Source organism: Staphylococcus canis (assembly GCF_016238445.1).
Classification (GTDB): domain Bacteria; phylum Bacillota; class Bacilli; order Staphylococcales; family Staphylococcaceae; genus Staphylococcus; species Staphylococcus canis.
Window position 1 is genome coordinate 37,981 of sequence record NZ_JABANU010000001.1, and the last position, 26,421, is coordinate 64,401.

General features: G+C 34.7%; 23 protein-coding genes. 17 read left to right on the plus strand and 6 right to left on the minus strand.

All coding sequences use genetic code 11. The annotated features are described in order from the left end of the window. Positions 1-32: 32 nt before the first annotated feature. From HHH54_RS00205 to HHH54_RS00235, 7 genes are all read left to right on the plus strand, one after another. Positions 33-2,363: a CDP-glycerol glycerophosphotransferase family protein gene (locus tag HHH54_RS00205; RefSeq protein ID WP_198616807.1), complete on the plus strand. Its 2,331-nt coding sequence runs from the start codon at positions 33-35 to the stop codon at positions 2,361-2,363. Then, complete coding sequence (ybaK, locus tag HHH54_RS00210) at positions 2,364-2,849, plus strand: Cys-tRNA(Pro) deacylase (RefSeq protein WP_198616808.1); 486 nt, start codon at positions 2,364-2,366, stop codon at positions 2,847-2,849. A gap of 244 nt (positions 2,850-3,093) precedes the next feature. Next, positions 3,094-3,849, plus strand: coding sequence for a DeoR/GlpR family DNA-binding transcription regulator (locus HHH54_RS00215; protein WP_198616809.1), 756 nt, complete (start codon positions 3,094-3,096; stop codon positions 3,847-3,849). Further along, the gene (gene pfkB, locus HHH54_RS00220) at positions 3,846-4,769 is read left to right on the plus strand and encodes a 1-phosphofructokinase (RefSeq protein ID WP_198616810.1); all 924 of its coding nucleotides are present in this window, start codon (positions 3,846-3,848) and stop codon (positions 4,767-4,769) included. The genes HHH54_RS00215 and pfkB overlap by 4 nt, the downstream gene beginning before the upstream one ends. Before the next feature lie 2 nt (positions 4,770-4,771). Then, the gene (locus HHH54_RS00225; protein WP_198616811.1) at positions 4,772-6,673 is read left to right on the plus strand and encodes a PTS fructose transporter subunit IIABC; all 1,902 of its coding nucleotides are present in this window, start codon (positions 4,772-4,774) and stop codon (positions 6,671-6,673) included. Between the two features lie 294 nt (positions 6,674-6,967). Next, the gene (locus HHH54_RS00230) at positions 6,968-8,311 is read left to right on the plus strand and encodes a hemolysin family protein (RefSeq protein ID WP_198616812.1); all 1,344 of its coding nucleotides are present in this window, start codon (positions 6,968-6,970) and stop codon (positions 8,309-8,311) included. Between the two features lie 175 nt (positions 8,312-8,486). Further along, a complete protein-coding gene (locus HHH54_RS00235) occupies positions 8,487-9,467 on the plus strand; it encodes a glycosyltransferase family 2 protein (RefSeq protein ID WP_198616813.1) in 981 nt (326 codons plus the stop codon). Positions 9,468-9,534: 67 nt separating this feature from the next. On the opposite strand, the gene HHH54_RS00240 is transcribed toward HHH54_RS00235, so the two are convergent. From HHH54_RS00240 to queC, 5 genes are all read right to left on the minus strand, one after another. Further along, complete coding sequence (locus HHH54_RS00240; RefSeq protein ID WP_198616814.1) at positions 9,535-9,786, minus strand: GlsB/YeaQ/YmgE family stress response membrane protein; 252 nt, start codon at positions 9,784-9,786, stop codon at positions 9,535-9,537. Between the two features lie 62 nt (positions 9,787-9,848). After that, the gene (locus HHH54_RS00245; RefSeq protein ID WP_198616815.1) at positions 9,849-10,442 is read right to left on the minus strand and encodes a hypothetical protein; all 594 of its coding nucleotides are present in this window, start codon (positions 10,440-10,442) and stop codon (positions 9,849-9,851) included. A 170-nt stretch (positions 10,443-10,612) separates the two neighbouring features. Continuing rightward, positions 10,613-11,326 (minus strand): 7-carboxy-7-deazaguanine synthase QueE, encoded by a 714-nt coding sequence (queE, locus tag HHH54_RS00250; protein WP_198616816.1) that lies wholly within the window; start codon positions 11,324-11,326, stop codon positions 10,613-10,615. Continuing rightward, entirely contained in the window at positions 11,319-11,750 is a 432-nt protein-coding gene (gene queD / locus HHH54_RS00255) for a 6-carboxytetrahydropterin synthase QueD (protein ID WP_198616817.1), read from the minus strand. The genes queE and queD overlap by 8 nt, the downstream gene beginning before the upstream one ends. Continuing rightward, positions 11,750-12,418 carry a 7-cyano-7-deazaguanine synthase QueC gene (queC, locus tag HHH54_RS00260; protein WP_198616818.1) on the minus strand — a complete coding sequence of 223 codons (669 nt, stop codon included), beginning with the start codon at positions 12,416-12,418 and terminating at the stop codon, positions 11,750-11,752. Before queC ends, queD begins: the two co-directional genes overlap by 1 nt. A 278-nt stretch (positions 12,419-12,696) precedes the next feature. Between queC and HHH54_RS00265 the strand changes: the two genes are divergently transcribed. The 6 genes from HHH54_RS00265 to ltaS all read left to right on the plus strand — a co-directional run bounded on the left by HHH54_RS00265 (position 12,697) and on the right by ltaS (position 19,247). Next, complete coding sequence (locus HHH54_RS00265) at positions 12,697-13,290, plus strand: anthranilate synthase component II (RefSeq protein ID WP_198616819.1); 594 nt, start codon at positions 12,697-12,699, stop codon at positions 13,288-13,290. Continuing rightward, positions 13,274-14,410, plus strand: a complete 1,137-nt coding sequence (locus tag HHH54_RS00270; protein WP_198616820.1) for a chorismate-binding protein — start codon at positions 13,274-13,276, stop codon at positions 14,408-14,410. Before HHH54_RS00265 ends, HHH54_RS00270 begins: the two co-directional genes overlap by 17 nt. Before the next feature lie 2 nt (positions 14,411-14,412). Next, entirely contained in the window at positions 14,413-15,024 is a 612-nt protein-coding gene (locus HHH54_RS00275) for an aminotransferase class IV (protein WP_198616821.1), read from the plus strand. 229 nt (positions 15,025-15,253) lie between these two features. Next, the gene (locus HHH54_RS00280) at positions 15,254-15,934 is read left to right on the plus strand and encodes a 5-oxoprolinase subunit B family protein (protein ID WP_198616822.1); all 681 of its coding nucleotides are present in this window, start codon (positions 15,254-15,256) and stop codon (positions 15,932-15,934) included. Continuing rightward, positions 15,931-16,935 (plus strand): 5-oxoprolinase subunit C family protein, encoded by a 1,005-nt coding sequence (locus HHH54_RS00285; protein ID WP_198616823.1) that lies wholly within the window; start codon positions 15,931-15,933, stop codon positions 16,933-16,935. The genes HHH54_RS00280 and HHH54_RS00285 overlap by 4 nt, the downstream gene beginning before the upstream one ends. A gap of 374 nt (positions 16,936-17,309) precedes the next feature. Then, complete coding sequence (ltaS, locus tag HHH54_RS00290) at positions 17,310-19,247, plus strand: polyglycerol-phosphate lipoteichoic acid synthase LtaS (RefSeq protein ID WP_198616824.1); 1,938 nt, start codon at positions 17,310-17,312, stop codon at positions 19,245-19,247. A gap of 51 nt (positions 19,248-19,298) precedes the next feature. Here the strand turns inward: ltaS and HHH54_RS00295 are convergent, their stop codons facing one another. Further along, positions 19,299-20,114: a ZIP family metal transporter gene (locus tag HHH54_RS00295; RefSeq protein WP_198616825.1), complete on the minus strand. Its 816-nt coding sequence runs from the start codon at positions 20,112-20,114 to the stop codon at positions 19,299-19,301. Positions 20,115-20,227: 113 nt separating this feature from the next. Here HHH54_RS00295 and HHH54_RS00300 point away from each other — a divergent pair, with 113 nt between their 5' ends. The 4 genes from HHH54_RS00300 to HHH54_RS00315 are packed head-to-tail and all read left to right on the plus strand — an operon-like array spanning position 20,228 to position 26,403. Beyond that, positions 20,228-22,096, plus strand: coding sequence for an ABC-F family ATP-binding cassette domain-containing protein (locus HHH54_RS00300; protein ID WP_198616826.1), 1,869 nt, complete (start codon positions 20,228-20,230; stop codon positions 22,094-22,096). A 9-nt stretch (positions 22,097-22,105) separates the two neighbouring features. Beyond that, positions 22,106-23,884 carry a DNA helicase RecQ gene (gene recQ, locus HHH54_RS00305; protein ID WP_198616827.1) on the plus strand — a complete coding sequence of 593 codons (1,779 nt, stop codon included), beginning with the start codon at positions 22,106-22,108 and terminating at the stop codon, positions 23,882-23,884. A gap of 45 nt (positions 23,885-23,929) precedes the next feature. Continuing rightward, positions 23,930-24,889 (plus strand): ABC transporter ATP-binding protein, encoded by a 960-nt coding sequence (locus tag HHH54_RS00310; protein ID WP_198616828.1) that lies wholly within the window; start codon positions 23,930-23,932, stop codon positions 24,887-24,889. Then, entirely contained in the window at positions 24,886-26,403 is a 1,518-nt protein-coding gene (locus tag HHH54_RS00315; protein ID WP_198616829.1) for an ABC transporter permease/substrate-binding protein, read from the plus strand. Before HHH54_RS00310 ends, HHH54_RS00315 begins: the two co-directional genes overlap by 4 nt. Positions 26,404-26,421: the final 18 nt, after the last annotated feature.

The following is a 26,421-nucleotide window of genomic DNA, read 5'->3' on the forward strand; positions in this document are numbered from 1 at the left end:
CTGGTGAGAATAACGTGAGAGGCGGATAAGATATGCATATTAAAATATTAGGGCACCACATCTTTCAGAAGGGCGGTACGTCACGTAGTAATTTAAATTTGATACAAGCGTTAGTTGAAGCGGGCCATGAAGTAACGTATGTGAATTATGTTGGTTTTCGAAATAGTCATCTTAAGTCTTTAATCTCAAATGTAGGAACATTTCTTAAACAGGTTCAGTTTGTCCATTTTAAAGGGTTATCATCTATTTTAAATGCAGATATGCTGATTTTAACGCGAGAAGATTTCTTTCATCTTGCACGCGAGGTCAAATATTACCAAAATAATATAGTCATCTTAGGGGAGGTGCATGGACCGCTCCATTTAATTAAAGCAGATCAAGATTTAGGTCTAGATGCGATGGATGCGATACGAGTAAGTACATTAGACATTGCTAAAGCTTTTCAAAAACAATTTGACTACCCTTACGTATTTCCAATGTATGTGAATACATCTCATATTTCACTTCATCCTGAGCCGAAACCTAATACGAAAAATTTATTAATTAAAGCAAGATTTGAAGATGCTATTAAAGATATTTCTTATGCAATTCAGTTAATGAAATATATAGTTCATACGCGATTAGAAAATGATGTACATTTATATTTAGAAGGGTATGGACCATCACTTTCGCTATATGAACGGTTAATTGACTATTATCAATTACAAGATCATGTGCATATCAATAAACCCTCACCGAAAAGTTATATTTATATTTCAGTTTCTAATTATGAAACTTTAGGGTACTCGATATTAGAGGCAATTGGAAGCGGTAATCGTGTAGCAATTTTCCCGGGAAATGATGATGTTTTACAATCAATCTACCGTCATTTTAATGGCGTATCTTGGCTTGATAAAGAATATGAAGCAGATTACAAGGTGCTTAAAGAGATATTTGATCATCCTTATACACAAGATGAGCGTCAGGCAGATATTACACAGTTTCAAGAACAATTTTCTACTGAGAATTATGCACAACAACTCATTCAACAGACATTCTTAATGAGTGGACAACACAACACTAATGTATTAGTAAAGCCAAAGCCAAAAGCACGTCGTTATTACTATACAGGTGTGTCAAAACGCTCAATCACACGCAGCAAACGTTTACTTTCATTAATACCAAAGCCTTCAATAAAAAGTGTTAAGGGCTATCAGAAAGTGAGACGTAACATTTTTAAAATTGAATCAAAATTCAAAGACCATCAGAATCGTAAGCGAAACGTTTCACCTCATCATATTTTTATAGAATCATTCCACGGTAAAAATTTCTCTGGAGACCCGAAATACATCGCTTTAGCTTTTCAAAGATTATATCCTGATGCACGGATTTACGTTAGTGCTGTGAATGATTTGGTTGATATGGAAATTCGACGACATCATATGGTACCAATACGCTTTGGTTCGAAGGCTTATATTAAAGCTTTTGAACAATGTAAATATGTTGTAGTTAATGGTAATCTGTGGGATAGACTCGTAAAACACCCTGAACAGCAAGTGATTCAAACGTGGCATGGTTTTCCACTAAAGAGGATGGTTTATGACTTGAATGATAAAGTAGAACGTCAAAAGCAATCAGAAGCATTTTTTCCAAGAATGCTAAAATGGGATATTGTTTTATCGTCTTCTGCATTTTATGAAAAGCTCATTACATCTGCATTTAACTTAAAACAGCATCTAAGTTTGAATATATGGCGAGAAGGTGCACCTCGAAATAGTGTGTTATATCAAGTAAATGATGAAAAACGAATGACAATCCAAGAAAAATATTTATTCAAGAAAGATTCTACTAAGCACTATATTTTATTTTGTCCGACTTGGCGACAAAATAAACGCGAACGTATATCAAAACTGGATTTAATAGCATTGATTGAAACATTACCAGAGCATTATGAATTGATTGTAAAGTTACACCCAAATGAAAGCCATATGCAAGAGATATATCAAAATATGCATCCACGTATTCACTGTTTTGATAATAGTTTAGTTGATATTCAAGAATTGTATTTAATCGCTGATGTATTAATTACGGACTATTCATCTGCTATTTTTGACTATGCACATCTTAATCGTCTAATTCTAGTATTAGAAGAAGATATATCGAACTATAATCAGTCCGTTGGCTTTTATTTTGATATAGAAAAGCTCGACAGTATTACTCGTGTACATCCAGATGCATCAATGATTGCAACAAGGATTTTAGAAAAACAACATGTGCAGCATGATATGATTATCCAAGAATTTATGCAATACGATCACCCTCAGTCAGACGAAAAGGTAGTGAAGCGTTTAATGACGCAAGACATTCAAAGAGGAGGTTTGTAAATGAAAACGAAAAAAACGAATGCGATGCGTAAATTAGAACAATCTAAAATTGATTATGAAATGAGAACATTTAATGTGGATGAACAAGAACATGTAGAAGGACATCAAGTTGCAAAAAATATTAATGCAGAAGTCAATCAAGTATTTAAAACACTTGTCCTTGAGAACGATAAGCATGAACACTTTGTTTTTGTCATTCCAATTATGGCTCATTTAGATATGAAAAAAGCTGCGGCAAGTGTAGACGAAAAGAAACTTCAATTAATGCCAATGCAAGACTTAAAAAAAGTAACAGGATATATTCGTGGAGGATGTTCACCTGTTGGTATGAAAACACATTTTCCAACAATTATTGATGAAGCAGTACATCATGTTGATCAAGTCTTTGTAAGTGGTGGACAACGTGGTGTTCAAATGGGATTACGTCCTGATGACCTCATTCAAATGAGTAAAGCGAAAGTAGCAAATGTTACAGTATCTGAATAATAATCATCTTCATTTAAATTAGAGTTGAAAAACAATCAACGTAATAGTGTTTGTGATGTACGTTAACAAAAGAAACACTGTTAAGTTGTGAAGTTTTTCAACTCTTTTTTGCTTGTAATGAAAGAAAATGACTGTTACAGATTTAAAACAAGTATAAAAATGAATGAATAAGACTGTTTTTGGAAGGATTTGATTGAATTTTGCAAGCGCATTCATTATAATATAAATGAAATGAGGTGGTTACGTGTTAACTGAAGAAAGACAGCAATTTATTTTAGATACATTAGCGTCACATCAGTTTCTAACGCTACAACAACTTACGGAGTATACGAATTGCAGTGCTTCCACGATTCGTCGGGATTTGAATAAATTACAACAAGAAGAAAAACTAACACGCGTTCACGGTGGTGCTAAGCTTATCGATGAACGAAAAGAGTTAGAACTGGTAACGAAACGGTCACAAAATACGAATGAGAAAATCGCAATTGCACAAATAGCGAGTCGTTTAATTAATGACGGAGATTATATTTATTTAGATGCAGGATCGACAACTCTTGAAATGATTCCCTTCATAAAAGCTCAAAATATTAAAGTCGTAACCAATGGATTGACGCATGTTGAAAAATTATTGAGTGAAGGTATCGATACGATTGTAGTAGGTGGAGAGGTAAAGACAAATACACTTGCGATTACAGGTGCACGCGCTACTCAATTTATAGAGAATTATCACTTTGACAAAGTTTTTCTTGGTGTGAATGGTGTTGACATTGTGAGTGGACTCTCAACACCAGATGAGCGCGAAGCATTAGTGAAGGAATCCGCAATGAAACAAGGGCAACAAACTTATGTTCTAGCTGATACGTCTAAATTTGGAGAAGTACACTTTTCTACTATACATGAAAATGAAACACCAATTATTATCACGAATCCTAGCACTTATCACATTGAGCACTTTGAACAATATGAAAAACGTTATGAATTTTTAGGAGGTCACTTATGATATATACCATAACATTAAATCCATCAGTTGATTATGTCATGTATACAGAAGAGTTTGAGACAGGTTCGCTCAACCGTGCGCATAAAACTCAGAAATTTGCAGGTGGTAAAGGCATCAACGTATCGCGTGTCTTACAAGCGTTAGATATTCCTTCAGTAACACTAGGGTTTATTGGCGGATATCCGGGTCAAATGATTGAAGAAACACTACATTCAAGTGGTATTGAGACTAGCTTTATCAAAGTAGAAGCTGACACACGAATTAATGTAAAAATTAAAGGTGCCAATGAAACAGAAGTGAACGCAGCGGGACCCTATGTTGATCAGATTCACTTTCAATCATTACTTAAACAACTTGAGCAACTGACTAAAGACGATATGGTTATTTTAGCAGGAAGCATTCCGTCAAGTTTATCACATGACACTTATGCTCAAATTGCAGAACGTATTCAATCTACAGGGGCACAACTCATAGTAGATGCTGAAAAAAGTTTAATTGAATCGATTTTGCCATATCATCCGTTATTAATAAAACCGAATTTAAAAGAATTAGAAGATATATTTGATGTCACAATAAGTGAAAATAAAGATGTAAGATATTATGCTGAACAACTTATTAAAAAAGGTGCTCAATCTGTACTCGTTTCTTTAGGAAGTGCAGGGGCGTTATATGTAGACCATAAACAAGCGTATCAAATTAAAGCACCAAAAGGTAAGGTCATTAATACAGTCGGTGCTGGTGATAGTACAGTAGCAGGATATATAGCAGGTCATGTTCAACGTTATAAATTGAATAATATCTTAGCGCTTGCCATTGCTTCTGGTTCTGCAACAGCTTTTAATGAAGATTTAGCCCAGCGTGATGATATAGAACAATTAAAAAATCAAGTCAATATAACAAAGTTAGAAGCGGAGGGATAAAGATGAGAATTACAGAATTACTTACAAAAGATACAATAGCAATGACGTTATCCGCAACAACAAAAGAGGGTGTGATTGAAGCATTAGCTAAACAGTTAGACCATGCTGGTAAACTGAATGATTTAGAATCATTTAAATCAGCAATTCATGAACGTGAAGGTTTAAGTTCAACGGGTATTGGTGAAGGTATTGCGATTCCACATGCTAAAACAAGTGCTGTAAAGGAGCCAGCGATTGCATTTGGTCAATCTAAAAATGGTATAGACTATGATAGTTTAGATAACCAACCAGCACACCTCTTTTTTATGATAGCAGCTCCTGATACGGGTGCTCAAACACACCTTGATGCGCTTGCGAAATTATCAAGTGTGCTTATGGATGAGTCTGTACGTGCAGCATTATTAGAAGCAGAAACACCTGAAGCAGTACTTGCTATCATTAATGAAGCAGATGAGGAAGCAACTTCTGATGAAACAACGCCAGAATCTATTGAACAAAATCAGATGAGTCAAGATGATCCTTATGTTTTAGCGGTTACGGCATGCCCAACAGGTATAGCACATACTTATATGGCACGTGATGCATTAAAAAAACAAGCTGAGAAAATGGGCATTCCTATCAAAGTTGAAACAAATGGTGCAAGCGGGATTAAAAACCATTTAACAGATGAAGATATTGCGCGCGCCACAGGAATTATTGTAGCGGCAGATGTTCATGTTGAGACCAATCGTTTTAACGGTAAAAATGTCGTTCAAGTTCCAGTAGCGGATGGTATTAAACGTCCAGAAAATTTAATTGAGCAAGCACTTGATACATCTCGACCTACATTCAAAGCTGAACCACAGACAAAAGATGAGTCTAGAGAGACAGAATCACTTGGCATTGGTAAAACGATATATAAACATCTAATGAATGGTGTCTCTAATATGTTGCCTCTCGTTATTGCAGGCGGAATACTCATGGCCATTGTATTTATGATACATCCGAATGCAATGGATCCAAAGAGTGGTCATTATAATGCCTTTGCAGCACAGTTATGGGAAATTGGAAACCAAAGTGCTTTCGCTTTAATTATTCCGATTTTAGCAGGTTACATCGCGCGTAGTATTGCGGATAAACCTGGATTTGCTGCAGGTCTAGTAGGTGGGATGTTAGCAGTCAATGGCGATTCAGGATTCATTGGGGGTATCATCGCCGGATTTCTAGCCGGATATTTAACACAAGGTATTAAAAAAGTAACGCGTAATTTCCCGCAAATGTTAGAGGGTTTGAAACCAACGTTAATTTATCCAATCGTTTCTGTGACAGTGACAGGATTATTAATGATTTATGTTTTTAATGCGCCTGCATCGTGGCTAAATCATGCACTCATGTCAGGACTTAATAGTTTGTCAGGCTCTAATATTGTTGTCTTAGGTATCGTAATCGGAGCAATGATGGCAATTGATATGGGAGGACCATTTAACAAAGCAGCATATGTATTTAGTACAGCAGCATTAACGTCAGGTAATTTTGGTCCAATAACAGCAGCTATGGTTGGTGGAATGGTACCACCGATTGCACTTGCTATTTCAATGTTAATCTTTCGTACTAAGTATACAAAAGTGCAACGCGGATCAATTATACCTAATCTTGTGATGGGGGCAAGTTTCATTACTGAAGGTGCTATACCATTTGCCGCCGCTGACCCATTACGTGTGATTCCATCAATGATGGTAGGTTCAGGTATTGCTGGGGGACTTGCGTTACTATTTGGCTCACAAATTCAAGCACCACATGGTGGAATTTTCGTGATATTTGGAACGGATTTAAATCATGCCTTTTTCACAATAATCGCGATTTTAATCGGTGCTATAGTAGGTGGCATCATCTATGGCTTGGTTAAACAAAGACCAACAGTATAATGTATAAATAATAAATTGAAGTGTAATAGTATCTATGATTTTATGAGATACATTGCACTTCTTTTTTCGTTGTGATGATTGAAAATAGTCAATATGGTGTTGACCTAGCAGACTTAGTTAATGTAATTTGACTATCATTTATGATATGATAAAGTTAATATTTTTGTGTCTGGAGGTAAGCTCAATGGGAAGGTTATAGTATGGAAAATAGATTTAGCATTCAAAAAACACTATCGCTTTTCTATTGAGCGGTGTAAATTGACGGAGGTGAAACCCTAATTATTAGGGAATTAATTGGAGAGTACGACCATCATTTATTTAATTATTTTTGTTGCATTAATCGCACTTACAACAGTGTTTGTAGGTTCAGAGTTCGCGCTTGTTAAAGTGCGTGCATCACGTATTGAGCAGTTGATTGCTGAAGGAAATGGAAACGCACGTGTAGTAAAGAAAATGATTTCTAATTTAGATTATTATTTATCTGCATGTCAGTTAGGGATTACGGTGACTTCTTTAGGCCTAGGTTGGTTAGGAGAACCGCTATTTGAAACGTTATTACATCCTATTATTGAAGTGTTACATGTTCCTGATGCATTGATTACAACAGCTTCAATTGTAACAGCGTTTATTGTAGTGACATATATTCATGTGGTTATCGGAGAGCTCGCACCTAAGAGCTTAGCCATTCAATACACAGATCGTATTGCATTATTATATGCGCGTCCACTCTATTATTTCGGTCTTGTGATGAAACCTTTAATATGGTTAATGAATGGTTCAGCACGTGTCATTATTCGTATATTTGGAGCAGATCCAAATGCAGGTAATGATGCCATGTCGGAAGAAGAGTTAAAGATTATTATGAATAATAGTTATCACGGAGGAGAAATCAATCAGACTGAACTTGCCTATATGCAAAATATTTTTTCTTTCGATGAACGCCATGCGAAAGATATTATGGTACCGCGAACACAAATGGTGACATTGAATGAACCTTTTAATATTGATGAGTTGTTGGAGACAATTAAAGAATATCAATTTACGCGTTACCCTATTACTGAAGATGGAGATAAAGACCATATTAAAGGTTTTATTAATGTTAAAGAGTTCTTAACAGAATATGCATCTGGAACGACCATTAAAATTAGTGATTATATTCATGAGTTACCAATGATTTCTGAGTCAACACGTATCAGTGATGCACTTGTACGCATGCAAAGAGAACATGTTCATATGAGTTTAATTATCGATGAATATGGTGGAACGGCTGGCATTTTAACAATGGAAGATATTCTTGAAGAAATTGTTGGTGAAATTCGAGATGAATTTGATGATGATGAGGTTAATGATATTGTTCCACTAGAAAATCAAACGTATCAAATTAATGGTCGAGTATTACTGAGTGACCTTGAGGATATGTTTAATATTGAGTTTGAGGATTCTGAAGATATCGATACCATTGGCGGATGGTTACAAGCTCAAAATACAGATATTCAACAGGATGATGTATTAGATACTAAGTACGATCGATGGATTATTTCAGAAATTGAAAATCATCAAATTATTCATGTGTTATTACGATACGAATATCATAATGAACGCGTTAGCCCTAACGATGATGACGAAGAGGAAGAGTAATTTTAAGTTGTAATGAGGAGTGAGTAGAGGTCTAAGTTGTTTGTATTTAGAGTTCTATCTCGCTCTTTTTAGTACGCATTGAACATAAGAATACGTTATATTAAGTTATGAAGTATAAGTAAAAGGGTAAAATTGATTACCTTGAATAGAAAGAATATATTGGAGAAGAAGTGTTATGAAATTAAGAATAATCATACCATGTTACAATGAAGCTGAAATTTTGAAACGTACAATCGATGAATTACAGCATATCCTTCATAAGGACTCAAAGCAACAAGGTTATACATATGATTTATTATTTATTGATGATGGAAGTCAAGACAATACGATTCAAATTTTGCAAGCAGAAGCAACGCATTCCGATACGGTGAAATATATTTCATTTAGTCGTAATTTTGGTAAAGAGGCAGCGATGATTGCAGGATTTGAACATAGTACGCATTGTGATGCTGTTGTGATGATTGACGCAGACTTACAACATCCACCTGAAATGATTCCAGAAATGGTGTCGGCTTATCATGAAGGATACGATCAAGTGATTGCTAAACGTACGCGTGACGGTGAGAATGCGACACGTAAGTGGGTGACGCGCACGTATTATAAGCTCATTAATTATTTTGTAGAAGATATCGAACTTGAAGACGGTGTGGGTGATTTCCGCTTATTAAGTCAACGTACTGTGCAAGCTTTAGTGAACATGCAAGAAGCCAATCGTTTTTCGAAAGGATTATTTGCTTGGATTGGTTACCATACTAAAATATTAAATTATAAAAATGTAGAGCGCGAAGTTGGAGAGTCCAAGTGGTCTTTTAGTAGTCTTTTCAATTATGCTATAGATGGGTTAATCTCATTTAATAATAAGCCGCTTCGCACAATGATTTATTTAGGATTGTCTATTTTTGCGCTAAGTATGATTTATATCATATATTTACTTATTGATACAATCATACATGGTGTTTTAGTGCCAGGATATTTCACGACAATTGCTGCAGTTTTATTTATGGGTGGCATTCAATTAATCTCAATTGGTATTATAGGAGAATACATCGGACGTATATACTATGAAGTAAAGCGTCGACCACATTATATTGTACAAGCATCGAATGTTCAGCCACCATTTGAAGCGCAACATTCTGACAAAATTAGAAAAAGCTAAAATTTAAAAAGGATTATACAAAAATAACGGTTAGTAGGAACACCTACTAACCGTTAAATATAATATATTATTTTTTGCGTAATGCACCTAAAATAAGTGAAATTACAGCGATTAAAATAATTGATCCGATAAGTGCTGGGAAGATATAAACGCCACCAAATGATGGACCCCATTGGCCAAATAATAATGTACCTAACCATGAACCAATTAAACCTGCAATGATATTACCGATAATACCACCAGGGATATCTTTACTTAAAATTGCACCGGCAGCCCATCCAATAAGACCCCCGACAATTAACATAATAATGAAACCCATACAGATTTCCTCCTTTTGTTTTCCTTGATGATTGATATATACCACCAAACATTAGCCTTTAATCATTTTTTTGTTATAAATATTTTTTCTAAATATAGTTCAGCAAAAAATGACAAATTGACTACTAAAATAATATACCAAAAAGGTGTTAAAATGACCATCAAAATAAAAGAGAAAATAATAATAAACACACCTAGTAATAGAGGTTGACGGATTTTAAATTTTTTAAATATAGTTTTTAAATAGGGTAGGCCAATCATTTGTGAGCATAGAATGATGGCGCCTAATACAAAGATAGCTGGTGCTAAGTAAGGTAGAGACATATAATAAGACTGGTCTCCTGTATGATAAATCACAACTAAAGAAATACTTAACATCGTTGTTAAAACAATGGCTATAAATTTTTGTTGATGAATAAAAAAAGTACCATAATGGCGGTCTAAAAGTTGTTGTAATATGAACCAAATCATATACATAAGCATAGTAAATATCGAGATAAATGTAATTTTATTCAATAAAATTTGATTGAAAACGCTATTGACTGTGATAGCCAGTAAAATAGCACTGAAGCTTATATATTGAAAGCGATGCCGATTCATATCTATAAAAAGTGTCACAAGGACAACGATGATGTTCAGTATTACAAAAAGCGCCATGATTTTCTCCTAACTATATCAATTCATCTTATCATTATAGCAATCTCCATAGAAGATGGCATATATAAAGCCCTACTACTTTTAAAGAAAAAATAAGTCACACCACTACTTTTGACCAAGTAATAATGCGACTTGTATAAAATAGATATATTTAGTTGCAAGATCAAACATTAAACCCCTTTTTGATTACTCCAAAGTAATGTATGGAGTTGAGGCAATACATAGACATCATTCATATCGGAACTATCCATTACCATTTGAACAAGATTTTCATAGCGAGATAATAATTTAGAAGTGTGCGCATCAACTTCATCTTCAAGATATGGATTTCCAACTTGTAAATAAAATGGGATTTTTGGATAACGATGATGTATGATTTTAGCAAACTCATAATCTTGTTCATCAAAAATAACGACTTTTAAATTAATACTTTCCTGAACACATTGACGGATGACATCGTCAAGTATGTCTAAATTTTGTTTCATTCCAGAACTAGGTGGTTTTGGTGAAATGGTAAGATCATCAATTTGGCGCATCCATGGTTTAAAAAAGCTCCCTTGTGTTTCTAATGCTGTTTTAATCTGTTTACTTTCACATAAATCTATAAAAGATTGTAATCCCGCAATTAAAGCAGGGTTACCACCAGAAATTGTAACGTGGTCAAAACGAGCGTCGCCAATACGCTGTAATGATTCAAATATATCATCAGCTGTCATCATCTGAATCTCTTCTTTCATACTACCGTCCCAAGTAAACTTAGAATCACACCAACTACATCTAAAATCACAACCAGCTGTACGAACGAACATCGTTTTGCGACCTATGACACGCCCTTCACCTTGTATTGTAGGGCCAAATATTTCAAGTACAGGTATTTTACTCATAATATTGCTCCTGACGTTTCGGTCGATAAACAACGTAGCTTGTTGGTGTTTCTCGTAAAAAGACTTGTAAACATTTAGGTGCATGGGGTAGGTCAGATAAATGAGCATCTACAATTTGATAAATTGTACGAGCGACGACTTCTGTAGATGGACTTTGATCTTTGAAATCCGTAAGGTCATTGAGTAAATAATGATCAAATTTGTCGTGAATTAAACTTTTTAATGTACTAAAGTTTACTAAAAAACCAAGTTCATCTAGTGCATCTCCTGCAATCGTTAAGTTCACAAAATAAGTATGGCCGTGTACACGTGTACATTTACCTGCACGTTCATCTGGAATATAGTGTGCAGCTGAAAAGTTAAAATCTTTATTTAATTCAAATTCATAATTATGAGGAACAGATGGATAAATTTGTTGTAGCATTAACTGTGCACTCCTTTTTCAGCTAAATATTGATCTAATCCACGCTTACGTAAACGACAAGCTGGGCATGTACCACAACCTTCTGCGATAATACCGTTGTAACATGTAAGGGTGTTATAACGAACGTAATCTAATACACCTAATTCATCACTTAAAGCCCAAGTTTCTTTTTTGTTCAACCACATTAAAGGTGTGTGAATGACGAAATCACGATCCATTGACAAACTTAAGGATAAGTTCATAGATTTAATGAAACTATCTCGACAATCAGGGTATCCTGAAAAGTCTGTTTCACAAACTCCTGTGATGATGTGTTTAGCATTGATTTGATAAGCAAGTGCACCAGCAAAGGACAAAAATAATAAATTTCGAGCAGGGACAAATGTATTTGGGATATCTTCATCTTCTGAGATTGAAATATCTGAAGAAGTAAGTGCGTTTGGGGTAAGTTGAGATAATAGAGACATGTCTAGTACATGGTGTTTAAGATTTTGATCTTCTGCGATTTGACGCGCAACCTCTATTTCTTTAGCATGGCGTTGTCCGTATTCAAACGTGACAAGCTCAACCTCTTTAAAATGTTTTTTCGCATAAAAAAGGCATGTTGTACTATCTTGTCCACCACTAAAGACAACAAGTGCTTTTTCATTTTTTAGTACTTCTGACATAATTATAAACTCCTTTTCGATGTACTTCATTTTAGGCATAAAAAAAGCCATCCCTATAAAAAGATAGACACCTTAAGGATGATCTAGTTTTTTATAGAGGGTTAAAGGCTAGGAACCTCTTTTTCTATTCAATATGGTGTATACTCTAATACAATTAGGGACATAAATCAAGCTTATCTAAAATGTATTAGTTTACATTTTTGTGAAATTCACCTTTGTCAATTAAGATAACATTTGTGATAATAGAGTAAACTATGATTTGAATGAGGCAAAAAACAATGATAGTAATGATAGATAACAAAGATTCTTTTACATATAATGTAGTTGATTATTTAGAAGTGGAAAGCGGTCAAACGATTAAAGTCATTGATGTTGAAGCGGTTAACGTGTCTGACTTAGTAACATTGAAACCTGATGCGATTGTTATCTCACCAGGACCTGGTGCACCTAAAGACTACCCTCAATTGTTTGAGGTTATTCAACATTTTGAATCGACAGTTCCAATATTGGGAGTATGTTTAGGCTTTCAATTATTAGTGGCTTATTATGGCGGAGAAATTGTTCATGCACCATATCCTGTACACGGGCATACAACGTTGATTACACACAATGACTCTGAATTGTTTTATGGGTTACCATCACAATTTAATGTGATGCGTTACCATTCTTTAATGGCAGATAAAGATAGTATTCAATATCCGCTTCAAATTACGGCGTATAATGATGAAGGTATTATTATGGCAATAGAACATGATACTTATCCAATTTATGGCGTTCAATATCACCCAGAATCTATTTTATCAGAACACGGTCATGCTCAAATACGCAATTTTTTAGTGAAAGCAGGTGTGATTGATGGTTGTGAAGTTTAATTATGTGTATTATCAAACGCCAAAACAAAAGAAACGATATCAATACACTTTTGATAATCCAGTTTTAACTTTAGTGGCCAAACACTTATCTGAAGTAGGAAGTATCGTGGATGAAGCGGAGCACTATCAAAAAAAAGGGTATTACGTAGCTTTATATCTACCGTATGAAGCAGCTGCTTATTATAATGACAATTTTAAAGTGTACACACCACAAGATGAGGTATATGCAGCATGTTATGTTTTTGATAAACCTATTAACGAAGATAAGGATATGCGTATACAACAGTTTGAAATGCCTGAGTTTTATGGCGTACAATCATCGGAAAGTATTCAAACGCAAATTCGAACAATTCATGAAGAGATCACAGCTGGTTGGACGTATCAAGTGAATTACACCACACGTTTTAAAAGTAAAGCAACTGCACCAATTTCACAACTGTATACTTTTTTAACGCAAAAAGGTAATGGCAATTATACCGTTATGATTGATACAAAAGCATTAAAAATTGCATCGATTTCACCTGAATTATTTTTCCAAGTGGGTCCGTTTGATATGAATCATAAACGAACAATTGTGAGTAAGCCGATGAAAGGCACAATAGATCGAGGACAGACGAAAGAAGCGGATATCCAGAATTACAATACACTAGCACAGTCTTTAAAAGACCGTGCAGAAAATGTAATGATTGTAGATTTATTAAGAAATGATATCGCTAGAATTGCTCGAAAAGGGTCGGTACGTGTAGAAAATCCGTTTTTTATTGAAACCTATGAAACCGTTTTTCAAATGACGACAATGGTATTAGGTGAAGTAGAAGAACAAGTGACGTACAATGAATTATTTGAAGCACTTTTTCCATGTGGCTCAATTACTGGGGCACCTAAAGTAAATACAATGCGTATTATTAATAGATTAGAAACAACACCGCGTCATGGTTATTGTGGCACAATAGGACTACTACATCCAAATGGAGAGGCTATTTTTAACGTGCCGATACGTACTGTTCAAGAAGTAAATGATGAGCTTGTATACGGAGTTGGCGCTGGGATTACAATTGATTCAGATCCCCAAAAAGAATATGAAGAATTTTTAATGAAAACTAAAATATTAGAGGGATAACTATGTATGTATTCGAAACAATGCGGTTAGAACAGGGTCAAATTTCAAGATATGATTACCATTATCAACGTATACGTCGTGCAAGCACAGATCTTAACATTCCATTTGATAATGCTAAATGGAACGCGATGATGACCTCGATACAATCACATCATTTAGATGGAACGTATCGTATTAAGGCGATGTTAGAAGAAAATGGGAAGATGCATTATGATAGTCAAGCGTTACCTGAAACCCAAGTAATGACAGCTCGATTAAAACGCATCAATAGCAACGTTCCAACATGGCAGCGCGTATATAAAACTTCTCATCGCGATCACTTAACGCATACGAAAGCGACACAACTGATTCTATTATATGAAGAAAGTGGAAAAGTGCTAGAATTTGATATCGGAAATCTCGTTGTAGAATATAACGGTGATTGTTACACACCTACTTTAAATGATGATTTTTTAAATGGTTGTATGCGTCAAGCGCTAATCGATCAAAATAAGATACAAGTTAAAAATATTACAATTGATTTTCTTCAGGAAGCGTTACAAAATGGTGCTAAACTCTGGATGATTAATAGCTTGCGCGAGTGGGTTCCAGTTGTTTTGGATACTAATGAGTAGGTGTTTAAGTGTTTATCTTTTTTCTAGTACTGTTTATTATATTACTTATTTTAATACAATTTATGAGCTATCAATATCGTTACAAGAATAAAAAACTGATTACTTTAAGTTTATTAATTTTATTATTAGTGATACAAACTTTTGTTATATTTCAACTTGTAGACACTTTGATAAAGACAATTGTTTCGATACTTGCATCATTCTATAACGAATAGTTGGGGTGTAATAAATGAAAGTATATAGCCAAGGCGATCAAGCAATTGTAGTTTCAAAAAAAGAACCGGTAACACCTGAATCGGTCCATCAATTAATTGCTTTAAGACAATATTTATTAAAACAAAATTACCCATATATAATTGAAATTATACCGACTGAAACAGATATGTTGATTTCTTATGATGCGCGTATGATGATGAAATATTTCGATATAGCATCTCCATATCTATATTTCAAAGATATGATTGAACATATTCACCTAGATGACGTTCAAGTCGAAGCACATAAAGTAGTAGACGTTCCGGTATATTATGATGAGCAACACGGACCACATCTTCCAATGTTACTTAAAGAGTTAAATTTAGATTTAGATACATTTGTTCAATTACATACGCAATCTGATTATTTTGTGTCGATGATGGGTTACGCTCCGGGGTTCCCATATTTAACAGGTATGGACACGCGACTTGTTGTCAATCATACAGCACCCGAAAAGCGTAATATTCCAGCGGGTTCAATTATCATTGAAAATAACAAGTGTGGCATTACAACAACTGATTTGTATGAAGATTGGCTAGTTATTGGCTACACTCCGTTAAAGTTATTTAATCCAAATCAAAAAGATTTTGCGTTAATTGGTCTCGGAGATAGTGTTCGATTTTACCCAATAGAAGAAGGGAGTACGACAGTGTGACAATCATCGTTGAAGAAGGAGGATTATTCTCAAGTTTTCAAGACTTTGGACGAGAGGGATATGAACATTTAGGGGTCATTCGATGTGGCGCACTCGATTTTTTAGCTCATGAAATTGCGAATCGCTTAGTTGGTAACGATCGTAATGAAGCGACACTCGAAATGACAAATCAGATGGCACGATTACGTTTTACTGAACCAACACTCATCGCATTATCGGGCGCACAAGTTGTTGCTTATGTGGATGGTAAACGTATTAGATCGAATCAACTTTATTTAATGCATAAAGGAGATGTATTAGCGTTTGAAGCGTTAAGAAGTGGTTCAAGGGTATATTTAGCAGTCGCAGGAGGATTTGAGGTTGATGAGTGGTTAGGTTCAGCTTCAACTGACACTACAGCGCAACTTGGAGGATATGGTGGACGTACGCTAAAAGCTGGTGACGAGCTTAAAATGAAACGGACTTATAGCGACAGACATCATAAATTATTTGAAAACCTGGAAACCCTAAAGGCAACAGATTGGGGTGTAGATGGTTATGCGCTATCATTCAATTATATCTCTGATGTAGTTCATGTGATTCCTGGAAAAGGTACTGAAGATTTTGAAACAGACATTATAGACACATTCACGAAAGAAGAATATAAGGTATCAAACAAAGCGAATCGCATGGGGATACTTTTAGAAGGCAATGCGATAAAAGCTCATTACGAAGGGATGCCACCACACCGTTCCGTGCAACGGGGTACAATTCAAGTGAAACGAGACGGGACGCCTATTGTTTTATTAAATGATCATTATACATTGGGCAGCTATCCCCAAATAGGAACTATTGCTTCTTATCATTTATCAAAACTTGCTCAAAAACGTCAAGGTTCCAAGATTAAATTTCAATTTATTGATGTTCTTCAAGCAGAAGCAAATCTTATGAAATACCATAAATGGCGTAAACAACTTTTCCAAGGTATAGAGTATCGTATGCAAAATGAAATGAATAAATGATAAGAACTCTACGGGTAACATAAATTTTGATGTTACCTGATTTTTTTATTTAAAATGATAAAAATTACAACTAGAGTCTGAATACATTTTCTCGATATTATCGTATACTCTTTTCTATTCGAACCAAAGAAGGCTGCGTCGAGTATCGATATGAAGAAAGCGTTTTAAAACCTGGTATTATCATCACAATAAAATCGTCTTTTGAGAAGTCAATAGATGGGTTATGACTTGAAATTTCACTGGAATTCCTATATATTATTAAATTGAACTAACTTACGTTTATTACAAAAATATTACAAATTAAAAGAAATGTTATTATTGTATAGAGTATATTAAGATAGAGTTTTGACTGAATATTAAACGGAGGAGCATGTATGAAGAACGAAAAAAAGAAAATAGGGATATTCGCGTTTTTTCTTTTAATGGTGTTCACCATTGCACTAAAAACGTATTTTGCCTATTACGTTGACTTGTCGCTCGGTGTAAAGGGATTGACTCAAAATTTAATTTTACTATTAAATCCCTATAGTTTAGTCGCATTAATCTTAAGTGTGTTTTTATTTTTTAAAGGAAGAAAAGCCTACTGGTTAATGCTTATTGGTGGCTTTTTAATTACATTTTTATTGTATGCTAACGTCGTGTATTTCAGATTTTTCTCTGATTTCATTACGTTTAGCACACTGAACCAAGTTGGTAACGTAGATTCTATGGGTGGTGCTGTAGGTGCATCATTTAAATGGCATGATTTTGTTTACTTTCTTGATATTTTAGTTTATCTATTCATTTTGATTTTTAAACAAAACTGGTTAAGTAAGAATGTGTTCCATAAAAGATTTATCCCTGTTGTTATGGCGACAGCGATTGCCTTATTCTTTTTAAATTTAGCGTTCGCTGAAACAGATCGTCCAGAATTATTAACACGTACTTTTGATCACAAATATCTTGTTAAATATCTAGGGCCTTATAATTTTACTGTATATGACGGTGTGAAAACGGTCCAAAACAATCAACAAAAAGCACTTGCATCAGAAGATGATTTAACTGAAGTTTTAAATTATACTAAACAGAAAAATACAGAACCTAACATGGAATATTTTGGAAAAGCAAAAGGTAAAAATATCATCAAGATTCACCTTGAAAGTTTCCAAACATTTTTAATCAATAAAAAAATCAATGGTGAAGAAGTTACACCATTTTTAAATCAATTATCATCTGGTCAAAATGATTTTAGATATTATCCTAATTTTTATCATCAAACTGGCCAAGGTAAAACATCTGATGCTGAGTTTACAATGGATAATAGTTTATATGGTTTACCTCAAGGGTCTGCCTTTTCACTTAAAGGGGACAATACGTACCAATCATTACCGGCAATTTTACATCAACAGCAGAATTATACAACGAGCGTAATGCACGGTGACTACAAAACATTCTGGAATCGTGATCAAGTGTATCGTCATTTTGGTATTGATCGTTTCTATGATGCGACATATTATGATATGTCTCCAGAAAACCAAGAAAATTTAGGACTTAAAGATAAAGAGTTCTTTGATGAGTCTTTAAATTACTTATCTGAAGAAAAAGAACCGTTTTATACACATCTTATAACACTAACAAACCATTATCCGTTTACACTTTCACCAGAAGATGCATCAATCTCTAAACCCAATACAGGTGATACAACAGTGGATGGGTATGTTCAAACAGCACGCTACTTAGATGAATCACTTCAACAGTTTATTAATGGTTTAAAAGAACGTGGTTTATATGATGATTCCGTCATTATGATTTACGGTGACCACTATGGTATTTCTGAAAATCACAACAAAGCAATGTCTCAGCTATTAGGTGAACCGATAACACCAGCGAAATTTACAGATCTGAATGCTACTGGTTTTTGGTTGAAAGCGCCTGGAGTGGAACCTGAAGTAGATGAAACATATGCAGGACAAATTGATGTGATGCCTACATTATTACATCTTGTAGGTGTTGATACTAAGAACTATTTAATGCTTGGTACGGATATGTTATCAAAAGATCACAAAGACGTTGTACCATTCCGAAATGGTGATTTTGTGACAAAAGACTATAAATACGTCAATGGCCGAGCTTTTAGTAATGAAAATAATGAACCGCTTGAACAGCCACCTGCTGATTTAGAAAAAAATAAACGTCAAGTTGAAACAGATCTTGAAATGAGCGATAAAGTATTAAATGGTGATTTGTTCAGATTTTATGATAATCCAGACTTTAAAGCGGTAGATCCTGCTAAATATCAATATGAAACAGGACCTCAAGGTAATCAAAAATAAATAATAAATACAAAACCTCCCCCAGAATTCCTGGGAGAGGTTTTTTAGTGTTTAGCCTAACGCGACGTCTAAAATCATCATAATTGTAAAACCAAGCATTAAACTTAATGTAGCAAGGTCTGTATTTTGCGCGGATTGTGAATCTGGTATTAATTCTTCTACCACCACAAAAATCATCGCCCCTGCTGCAAAAGCGAGTGCGTATGGTAAAAGAGGTGTCACTATTAATATTGCAGCAGCACCAATTGTTGCGAAAACAGGCTCTACAAGTGCTGAGGCTTGACCGTAGTTAAAAGCCTTCCACTTAGACTGACCTGATGCATGAATTGGTAAAGATAATGCGGCACCTTCTGGAATGTTTTGAATTCCAATACCTATGGCTAAACCAAGTGCGCCTAATAAAGTAGCATGACTATTACCAGTTGCAATTCCACCAAATGCTACACCAATCGCTAAACCTTCTGGAATATTATGAAGTGTAATTGCAAGTAAAAGTAACGTGTTTTTATTTAAACTGGTTTGAATACCTTCTTTACGTTGCGTATCGTCGGTTGCATTTTGATGAATGTGAGGAATGATATAGTCTAATGAGCGAATAAAAATACCGCCTAATAGAAAGCCGATTGCTGCAGGAAGCCAAGGTACAGAGCTATCAGAGCTGCTTTCAATAGCAGGTTGTAACAACGACCAAAAGCTCGCCGCAATCATAATACCGGCTGCAAAACCTTGCATCGAGCTCAAGACTTTATCATTGACGTTTTTGAATACAAACACAATTGCTGCGCCTAAAGCTGTTAATAACCAAGTAATAATACCGGCAATTAAAGCTTGTAAAAAGGGCGGAGCAGAAGCAATATAATCTAACATTTTAATAACTCCTTAGTATCATTCAAATCGAAAAAAGTGTATAATATATAGAACTGATTTAAGGTTAACAGATATATCCAAGTAAATCTATAAGAAAAAAGGATGTATGTTTTGTGGAAGCATTTAAAATTGAACATTTAAAAAAATCCTACGCGGATAAAGTTATTTTTGATGATTTGAACTTATCAATTTCAAATCAAGAGCGAATTGGATTAGTAGGCATTAATGGGACAGGTAAGAGTTCTTTATTAAAAGTAATAGCAGGATTAGATGAAGATTTTGAAGGTGATATGACACATCCCAAAGCTTATCGTATTCGTTATACATCTCAAAAGCATGATCTTAATCCAGTATCAACAGTATATGATGCAGTATTAAGCGCTGAAACAGAAACGCTTCAAGCTATAAAACGTTACGAAAAAGCTGTTTTGCAATATACGGAAACACAATCTCAGAAGGATTTTAATGAAATGATGGATGCACAAACGGCTATGGATACATTAGAAGCTTGGGATTATAGCGCTGAAATCAAAACGATATTATCAAAGCTTGGTATTTATGATACGACTAAAACGATTCAACAGCTTTCAGGTGGTCAGCAAAAGCGCGTGATGTTAGCGCGAACATTAATTGAAATGCCGGACTTATTATTGTTAGACGAGCCAACGAACCATCTAGATTTTGAGTCAATACATTGGTTGATTCAATACATAAAAAACTATCCTAAAACAGTTGTTTTTATCACACACGATCGCTACTTTTTAAATCAAGTGGCTTCAAGAATTGTAGAACTGAAATCAGGAAAACTGTACTCTTATCCTGGAAATTATGAAGATTATATTGCTATGCGTGCGGAACGTGAAGAAATTGAAAGACAACAACAGGTTAAACAAAAAGCACTATACAAACAAGAATTAGCTTGGATGAGAGCTGGTGTGAAAGCGCGTACAACTAAACAACAGGCTCGTAAAAATCGCTTTGAGACATTAGAAGAAGAGGTCAAATCTCAGAAACATCAAGCAGAAGCACGTTTAGATATGGCGCATTCACGTTTAGGAAAGCAAGTATTTGAACTCAAAGATATATCGAAGTCTATCGATAACAAAGTCTTATTCCAAAATCTGACATCCATTATTCAAAAGAAGATGCGTATTGGTATTGTTGGGCCAAATGGAGCAGGGAAAACGACTTTGCTCAATATATTAGCTGGCTTAGATACAGATTTTGATGGAGAGCTTAAGGTTGGTCAGACTGTTAAAATTGCATATTTTAAACAAACAGATGAACGTTTAAATCTTGATGTACGCGTGATTGATTTCTTAAGGGAAGAGAGTGAAATAGCGTATCAAAAAGATGGTACATCTGTATCAGTGACACAATTATTAGAACGCTTTTTATTGCCAAGCGTAACACACGGTAAAAAAGTATATAAATTATCAGGTGGCGAACAAAAAAGGTTATATTTACTAAGACTTCTTGTTCATCAACCAAATGTTCTACTCCTTGATGAGCCAACCAATGATTTAGATACAGAGACATTAACAATTCTAGAAGATTATATTCAAACGTTTGGTGGTACTGTAATTACCGTTAGTCATGATAGATATTTTTTAAATAAAGTAGTAGACACATATTGGTATATACGAAATGGTCAAATTGATACGATAATGGGTCAATTTGAAGATTATCTGGCTTATAAACAACTAGAAACGAATCCGAAACCTAAAAAAGAACCTACAGTACAACAACAGCCTAAAAAGAAAAAGGGGCTTTCCTACAAGGAAAAAAGAGAATACGAAAGTCTGCTTGAACGTATTGATGAAACGGAACAACGTCTCCAAGTCATTGATGAAGAAATGATTGAAGCACATTCTGATTATGCTAAAATCAAAGAATTAAATGAAGAGAAAGAATCGCTAAATGCGCAATATGAAGTTGATATTGCAAGATGGAGCGAACTTGAAGAAATTTTAGAACAATAGAGGGATTATATGGAACAAACACTGTCTCATTATTTTGGTTATCAATCATTTAGACCCGGTCAAAAAGAAATCATTAGCCATATTCTTAATGGAAACCATACATTAGGCGTTTTGCCCACTGGAGGCGGAAAATCAATCTGTTATCAAATCCCTGGGTTAATCTTAGAAGGTACAACGATAGTCATTAGTCCATTGATCTCACTCATGAAAGACCAAGTAGATCAACTAAATAGTATGGGGATTGCTGCGGCATATTTAAATAGTAGTCAAAGTACTGCAGCACAAAAAGAAGTGGAAGATGATTTGAAACAAGGAAATTTAAAATTTTTATATGTTGCACCAGAACGGTTTGAAAGTAGCTACTTTCAACAGTTACTCACTCATATCTCCATTGCGCTTGTCGCATTTGATGAGGCACACTGTATCTCTAAATGGGGGCATGATTTTAGACCAAGTTATCAAGCTGTAATCCATAAAGTCTTTGCGATTCCTCAAGTATTTCCAATTGTTGCATTAACTGCTACTGCAACGGTAGAGGTACAACAAGATATTATGTCACGCCTTAACATAGATGGGGAATATGTGATAAAGACGAGTATCAGACGACGTAATCTTGTTTTTAAAGTGAACCCAACGTATCAACGTCAAAAATTTATTACAGACTATGTGAAACAGCATGATAAAGATGCAGGTATTATTTATTGTTCAACACGTAAGCAAGTCGAAGCACTCTACGAAGCTCTAGAGGAAGAAAATTTTTCTGTTAGTTTTTACCATGCTGGGATGTCAGCAAAATTACGAGAAGAAGCACAAAACGACTTTCTATATGACCGAACACGAGTTGTGGTCGCAACAAACGCTTTTGGTATGGGGATTGACAAATCGAATGTACGCTATGTCATTCATTATAATATGCCTGGAGATTTAGAGTCTTACTATCAAGAAGCAGGACGTGCAGGTAGAGATGGGTTAAAAAGTGAATGTATTTTATTGTTTAGTGATCGTGATATCAGTTTACATGAATATTTTATAACGTCTTCTAAAGCGGATGACGATTATAAAGAGCGTATGGGTGAAAAACTTAATAAAATGATTCAATATACAAAAACAAATAAATGTCTCGAAGCCACACTAGTTCACTATTTTGAGCCCAATGAAAATTTAGAAGAATGTCAGCAATGTAGCAATTGTATAGCCAAAACGAAAACATATAACATGACTAAAGAGGCTAAAATGATTATTAGTTGTGTAGCACGGTTAAAACAAAGTGAAAGCTATCAAGTTGTGATTCAAGTGTTACGGGGTGAAACAACAGATTATATTAAATATCAGAATTATGATAGTTTATCAACATACGGCATTATGAAAGACTATACGACAAGTGAATTACATCATTTAATCGACGAGTTACGATTTAAAGGCTTTTTAAATGAACGTGATGAAATTTTATTATGTGATACTTCAGTTCAAAAATTACTTCAAGCAGATGCACAAATTTATACAGTGCCATTTAAGCAAAAATCTAAAGAAACGGTACACATTAACACCATAGAAGGTGTCGATCGTAAATTGTTCGAGCAACTTGTTGAAGTGCGTTTTAAAATGAGTCAACGTTTAAATATCCCACCAACAAATATCTTTTCAGATTTGACATTAGAAGCGTTTGCGAAACGTAAGCCGACAACTAAAGAAGATATGATTCAAATTGAAGGGGTAGGCAGTTACAAATTAAAGCACTATTGTCCACAGTTTTTAGAGGCTATTCAAAATTACACAACATATGTATAATGAAGGTAAGGTTGGGTAAAATATACAAAATGAGAGAGGGAGTCTATGATACAATTTAACAATGTTTCCAAAAAATATGGAAACAAAGTCGTCGTTGATCAAGTGGATTTTGAGATTAACGAAGGAGAGTTTTTCATTTTAATTGGTCCATCGGGGTCAGGTAAAACGACAACAATGAAAATGATTAATCGACTCATTCCATTATCTGAAGGTTATATTTATTTTAAGGATCGACCAATTAGTGATTACTCTGTATATGAGATGCGTTGGGATATGGGATATGTTTTACAACAAATCGCACTTTTCCCACATATGACAATACGTGATAATATTGCTCAAGTGCCTATGATGAAGGGATGGAGTAAAGAGAAAATAGATCAACGTATTGATGAGCTACTAGATATGGTTGGTTTAGATCCTAAACAATTTAGAGACCGTAAACCAGAAGAATTATCAGGAGGCCAACGTCAGCGTGTGGGTGTTGTACGTGCTTTAGCTGCAGATCCACCTGTGATATTAATGGATGAGCCTTTTAGTGCGCTCGATCCAATCACAAGAGCAAAACTACAAGATGATTTGTTACAATTACAAGATAAAATTAAAAAGACGATTGTATTTGTAACACATGATATCGAAGAAGCGTTTCGTTTAGGGGATCGTATTTGTTTACTAAACCAAGGACATGTCGAACAAATTGGAACACCGAATGATTTTATAAAAAATCCTAAAAATGATTTTGTTCGAGAGTTTCTTGGAGATACAACACGTATTGTGATGAATCACTTTACTTTAGGAAAGATTGCTGAATTAGTGGGACAGCCTTTAACAGCAGATGAAAATCCAAATTATCCAGTTGTTGATCAAGCGAATAAGATTAGCGATGTATACCGGGAACTTGTGTCTCATGAAGGCGTCATCGTTGCTTTAGAGGAACGACACTGGTTATTAACGAGACAAGATATTTTCAAATTCTTATCTCAAAGTAAGGCTGGTGAACTTGTATGAATACATTCTTAAATACACTTAATGAACGTAAAGGTGAGTTGTTGACGACTTTAGTTGAGCATATTCAACTTTCATTTATAGCACTTTTAATTGCAGTTGTGATTGGTGTACCCCTCGGTATCTTATTGACTAAAACACGCAAACTTTCTGAAGTGGTCATTAATATCGCAGCTGTATTACAAACAATTCCGTCACTTGCATTATTAGGGTTAATGATTCCATTATTTGGTATTGGAAAAGTACCAGCAGTTATTGCATTAGTAGTTTACGCTTTATTACCAATTTTAAGAAATACATATACTGGTATTGTAGGCGTAGATCCATCACTAGTTGAAGCGGCTAAAGGGATTGGAATGAAACCTACCCGTCGTTTATCTAAAGTAGAATTACCACTTGCGATGCCTGTTATTATGGCAGGGATACGTACGGCGATGGTTCTGATTATCGGAACTGCGACACTTGCAGCATTAATTGGTGCAGGTGGTTTAGGTAGTTTGATTTTATTAGGTATTGACCGTAATAACGCGTCACTTATTTTAATAGGTGCCATTCCAGCAGCATTACTTGCGATTGTATTCGATATCGTGTTGCGTATTTTAGGTAGAATCTCTTATCGTAAAATGATGATTACATTAGGTGTTATTTTACTCGCAATGTTTTTACTTACAATTGCACCGTTACTAGCGAATAAAGGTGAAAAAATCACGATCGCTGGTAAATTGGGTACAGAACCTTCAATTGTTACGAATATGTATAAGATATTAATTGAAGATGAAACGGATAACACAGTAGATGTCAAAGATGGTATGGGTAAAACAACTTTCCTATTTAACGCGTTGAAAGCAGACGAAATTGATGGTTATTTGGAATTTACAGGGACAGTTATTGGTGAATTGACTAAAGAAGAATTGAAATCTAAAGATGAAGCTAAAGTTTATGACCAAGCGAATAAAGGTTTAGCCAAGAAATTCGACATGGAAATGTTAGAACCTATGGCTTACAACAACACATATACATTAGCAGTCAAACGTCAATTTGCTGAGGAAAATAACCTTAAAACAATTGGAGATTTAAGAAAAGTTGAAGATCAAATTAAACCTGGCTTTACATTAGAATTTAATGACCGTGAAGATGGTTATCCTGCAGTAGCAAAAGCGTATAACCTTAACTTACAAGGCATTAAAACAATGGAGCCTAAACTAAGATATCAAGCTATCGAAAGCGGCGATATTAATTTGATTGATGCTTATTCAACAGATGCAGAATTAAAACAATATGATATGGTGATATTAAAAGATGACCAAAGTGTCTTCCCTCCATATCAAGGTGCACCTTTATTTAAAAAACAATTCATTAAAGATCATCCAGATGTTGTCAAAGCACTCAATAAATTAGAAGGACGCATTACGGATGAAGAGATGCAAGAAATGAATTATGAAGTCGCAGAAAAAGGTAAAGATCCTTACGAAGTGGCGAAAGCATATTTAGAAAAACATCATTTAGTTTCTGAATGATACTAAGACGATTTAGAC

Coding starts and splice junctions, on each gene's coding strand:
- HHH54_RS00280 (WP_198616822.1), top strand. CDS start 15,254: ATGAAAGTATATAGCCAAGGCGATCAAGCAATTGTAGTTTCAAAAAAA.
- HHH54_RS00270 (WP_198616820.1), top strand. CDS start 13,274: ATGGTTGTGAAGTTTAATTATGTGTATTATCAAACGCCAAAACAAAAG.
- HHH54_RS00295 (WP_198616825.1), bottom strand. CDS start 20,114: ATGTTAGATTATATTGCTTCTGCTCCGCCCTTTTTACAAGCTTTAATT.
- HHH54_RS00240 (WP_198616814.1), bottom strand. CDS start 9,786: ATGGGTTTCATTATTATGTTAATTGTCGGGGGTCTTATTGGATGGGCT.
- queE (WP_198616816.1), bottom strand. CDS start 11,326: ATGAGTAAAATACCTGTACTTGAAATATTTGGCCCTACAATACAAGGT.
- HHH54_RS00315 (WP_198616829.1), top strand. CDS start 24,886: ATGAATACATTCTTAAATACACTTAATGAACGTAAAGGTGAGTTGTTG.
- ybaK (WP_198616808.1), top strand. CDS start 2,364: ATGAAAACGAAAAAAACGAATGCGATGCGTAAATTAGAACAATCTAAA.
- HHH54_RS00225 (WP_198616811.1), top strand. CDS start 4,772: ATGAGAATTACAGAATTACTTACAAAAGATACAATAGCAATGACGTTA.
- recQ (WP_198616827.1), top strand. CDS start 22,106: ATGGAACAAACACTGTCTCATTATTTTGGTTATCAATCATTTAGACCC.
- HHH54_RS00245 (WP_198616815.1), bottom strand. CDS start 10,442: ATGGCGCTTTTTGTAATACTGAACATCATCGTTGTCCTTGTGACACTT.
- HHH54_RS00205 (WP_198616807.1), top strand. CDS start 33: ATGCATATTAAAATATTAGGGCACCACATCTTTCAGAAGGGCGGTACG.
- pfkB (WP_198616810.1), top strand. CDS start 3,846: ATGATATATACCATAACATTAAATCCATCAGTTGATTATGTCATGTAT.
- HHH54_RS00310 (WP_198616828.1), top strand. CDS start 23,930: ATGATACAATTTAACAATGTTTCCAAAAAATATGGAAACAAAGTCGTC.
- queD (WP_198616817.1), bottom strand. CDS start 11,750: ATGCTACAACAAATTTATCCATCTGTTCCTCATAATTATGAATTTGAA.
- HHH54_RS00265 (WP_198616819.1), top strand. CDS start 12,697: ATGATAGTAATGATAGATAACAAAGATTCTTTTACATATAATGTAGTT.
- queC (WP_198616818.1), bottom strand. CDS start 12,418: ATGTCAGAAGTACTAAAAAATGAAAAAGCACTTGTTGTCTTTAGTGGT.
- HHH54_RS00275 (WP_198616821.1), top strand. CDS start 14,413: ATGTATGTATTCGAAACAATGCGGTTAGAACAGGGTCAAATTTCAAGA.
- ltaS (WP_198616824.1), top strand. CDS start 17,310: ATGAAGAACGAAAAAAAGAAAATAGGGATATTCGCGTTTTTTCTTTTA.
- HHH54_RS00235 (WP_198616813.1), top strand. CDS start 8,487: ATGAAATTAAGAATAATCATACCATGTTACAATGAAGCTGAAATTTTG.